Below are 2,925 nucleotides of genomic sequence, written 5' to 3' on the forward strand. Positions count from 1 at the left end.
CCGCGACGGCCGGACCCACGCATCGTGGGTCCGGCCGTTGTCGTTCGCGCGTGACCACTGATCGTCTACACTTCGGATGTTCGTATTGCGCACGCTAGTGCGCATACCGACCACTCGAAGGAACGACGCATGCCGAGCCACGCCTTTGTCTACGACGCCATTCGCACGCCGTTCGGCCGGTTTGGCGGCGCCCTCGCCGGCGAGCGTCCGGACGACCTCGCAGCGCTCGTCGTGCGGCGGATCGTCGAGCGCGCGCCGGGCCTCGCCGGTGGTGGCGCCGGCGAGCATGTCGACGAGGTGGTGCTCGGCAACGCCAACGGTGCCGGCGAGGAGAACCGCAACGTCGCGCGCATGGCTGCCCTCCTGGCCGGCCTTCCGACGAGCGTGCCCGGCTCGACCGTGAATCGGCTGTGCGGCTCGAGCCTGGACGCGGCCATGGTCGCGTCGCGGTCCATCGAGACCGGTGACGCTGACGTGGTGCTCACCGGTGGGGTCGAGTCCATGACCCGAGCGCCCTGGGTGCTGCCCAAGACCGACAAGCCGTACCCCGCAGGCAACCTGAGCCTCGCCTCGACCACGCTCGGGTGGCGTCTGGTGAACCCGGCGATGCCGACCGAGTGGACGGTGTCCCTCGGCGAGGCGACCGAGCAGCTCCGGGAGAAGTACGACATCACGCGCGACCGTCAGGACGCCTTCGCGGAGCGGTCCCACCGCCTGGCGGACCAGGCGTGGTCCGACGGGTTCTACGACGACCTCGTCGTCGAGGTGCCCGGGGTCGAGCTCTCGCGTGACGAGTCCATCCGGCCCGACACGACGGTGGAGCGGTTGGCCGGCCTCAAGACGTCCTTCCGCAAGGAAGGTGGCACGGTGACAGCCGGCAACGCGTCGCCGCTCAACGACGGCGCCTCGGCGGTGCTCCTCGGCAGCGAGCGGGCCCAGGACACGATCGGCCTCGAGCCGATTGCGCGGATCGCTGGTCGCGGCGCGAGCGCGAACGAGCCGCAGTTCTTCGGCTACGCGCCGGTCGAGGCAGCCAACCGGGCGCTGGCCCGGGCCGGCATCACGTGGGACGACGTGTCGGCGGTCGAGCTGAACGAGGCCTTCGCCGCCCAGTCGCTGGCGTGCATCGACGCCTGGGCCGTCGATCCGGAGATCGTCAACCGGCACGGCGGCGCGATCGCCATCGGGCACCCGCTGGGCGCCTCCGGCGGGCGCATCCTCGGCACCCTCGCGCGTGACCTGCAGCGCACCGGGGAGCGATGGGGCGTCGCCTGCATCTGCATCGGCGTGGGACAGGGCCTCGCGGTGGTGCTCGAGAACGTCACCACCCGGTGAGCGAGCCCAAGCGCGGGAGCGAGCTCAGCGGCATACGGAACATGCTTGAAGGGGAAGGAAACCCACATGCTCACGATCTCTGAGAGCGCCAGGGAGGCGGTTGCCGACATCCCGGATGGTGCGACCGTCCTCATCGGTGGCTTCGGCACGGCAGGTCAGCCCGTCGAGCTCATCGAGGCCCTCGTCGACGGCGGCGCCGGCGACCTCACCGTGGTCAACAACAACGCCGGCAACGGTGACGCCGGGCTTGCGGCGCTCATCGCTGCAGGTCGCGTGCGCAAGATCATCTGCTCCTTCCCGAGACAGCATGACAGCCACCACTTCGACGCGAAGTACCGCGCCGGCGAGATCGACCTCGAGCTGGTGCCACAGGGCAACCTCGCCGAGCGGATCCGCGCGGCCGGCGCGGGCATCGGTGCCTTCTTCACGCCGACCGGCTACGGCACGCAGCTGGCCGAGGGTCGGGAGGTGCGCGAGATCGATGGACGCCACTACGTGCTCGAATACCCGATCCGCGGTGACTACGCGCTCGTCAAGGCGCACCGGGCCGACGGGGTCGGGAACCTCACCTACCGCAAGACCGCCCGGAACTTCGGGCCGATCATGGCGGCCGCCGCGACGACGACGATCGTCCAGGTGCACGAGATCGTGCCGGTCGGTGGGATCGACCCCGAGGTCGTCGTGACCCCGGGCATCTACGTCGACCGGGTCGTCGTCGTCCCGACCGAGGCGACCCCGCAACCGGAGGAGGGCCAGTGAGTGCCGGGACGAACATGACGCAGCCGACGCAGCCGTTCAGCGAGGGCCCCGAGCGGCTCGGCAAGCACGCGCTCGCCGCGCTCGTCGCGGCGGACATCCCGACCGGCGCCTACGTCAACCTCGGCATCGGCCAGCCCACGCTCGTCGCGGACCACCTGTCACCCGACCAGCACGTCACGCTGCACACCGAGAACGGCATGCTCGGCATGGGCCCCGCGGCTCAGGGTGACGAGGTCGACCTCGACCTGATCAATGCCGGCAAGATCCCCGTGACCGAGCTGCCGGGGGCCTCGTACTTCCACCACGCCGACTCGTTCGCGATGATGCGCGGCGGCCACCTGGACATCTGCGTCCTCGGCGCCTACCAGGTGGGCGCCAACGGCGACCTGGCCAACTGGCACACGGGCGACCCCGACGACATCCCGGCCGTCGGCGGGGCCATGGACCTGGCCCTGGGCGCCAAGGAGACGTACGTCATGATGAGCCTTCTCACCCGCGACGGCGAGAGCAAGCTCGTCGAGACGTGCACCTATCCCCTGACGGGGGTCGCTTGCGTCACTCGGGTCTACACCGACGTCGCGGTGTTCCTCATCGGTCCCGAAGGCGTCCTCGTCCGCGAGACCCACGGCATGACGTTCGAGCAGCTCCAGGCCATCGTGCCCGTGCCCCTGACCCGCTGCGAGTAGCCGCGACTGTGGCGCCCTCAGCGCCGGGCCCCTCGCGGCCGACGTCGTCGGCCCGGCACGTCGCGCGCCTTGGCAAACGTAGCGCGCCGTAGCACACGTGGCGCGGGATGTACCGCGCGCCACGTCAGTCGGCCCGCGCCACCTC

Annotated in this window: 3 protein-coding genes; all 3 read left to right on the forward strand. The window is 70.7% G+C overall.

All coding sequences use genetic code 11. The annotated features are described in order from the left end of the window. Positions 1–129 precede the first annotated feature (129 nt). The 3 genes from VIR15_RS11395 to VIR15_RS11405 all read left to right on the forward strand — a co-directional run bounded on the left by VIR15_RS11395 (position 130) and on the right by VIR15_RS11405 (position 2,780). The gene (locus VIR15_RS11395; protein ID WP_331927637.1) at positions 130–1,335 is read left to right on the forward strand and encodes a thiolase family protein; all 1,206 of its coding nucleotides are present in this window, start codon (positions 130–132) and stop codon (positions 1,333–1,335) included. A gap of 66 nt (positions 1,336–1,401) precedes the next feature. Beyond that, positions 1,402–2,094 (forward strand): 3-oxoacid CoA-transferase subunit A, encoded by a 693-nt coding sequence (locus VIR15_RS11400; RefSeq protein ID WP_331927639.1) that lies wholly within the window; start codon positions 1,402–1,404, stop codon positions 2,092–2,094. A 14-nt stretch (positions 2,095–2,108) separates the two neighbouring features. Next, positions 2,109–2,780, forward strand: coding sequence for a 3-oxoacid CoA-transferase subunit B (locus VIR15_RS11405; RefSeq protein WP_331927641.1), 672 nt, complete (start codon positions 2,109–2,111; stop codon positions 2,778–2,780). Positions 2,781–2,925: the final 145 nt, after the last annotated feature.

The sequence above is a fragment of the Intrasporangium sp. genome, from assembly GCF_036566125.1.
GTDB lineage: Bacteria > Actinomycetota > Actinomycetes > Actinomycetales > Dermatophilaceae > Intrasporangium.

Excerpts from the sequence above, each read along its gene's own strand:
- VIR15_RS11400 (WP_331927639.1), top strand. The coding sequence starts at position 1,402 with ATGCTCACGATCTCTGAGAGCGCCAGGGAGGCGGTTGCCGACATCCCG.
- VIR15_RS11395 (WP_331927637.1), top strand. The coding sequence starts at position 130 with ATGCCGAGCCACGCCTTTGTCTACGACGCCATTCGCACGCCGTTCGGC.
- VIR15_RS11405 (WP_331927641.1), top strand. The coding sequence starts at position 2,109 with ATGACGCAGCCGACGCAGCCGTTCAGCGAGGGCCCCGAGCGGCTCGGC.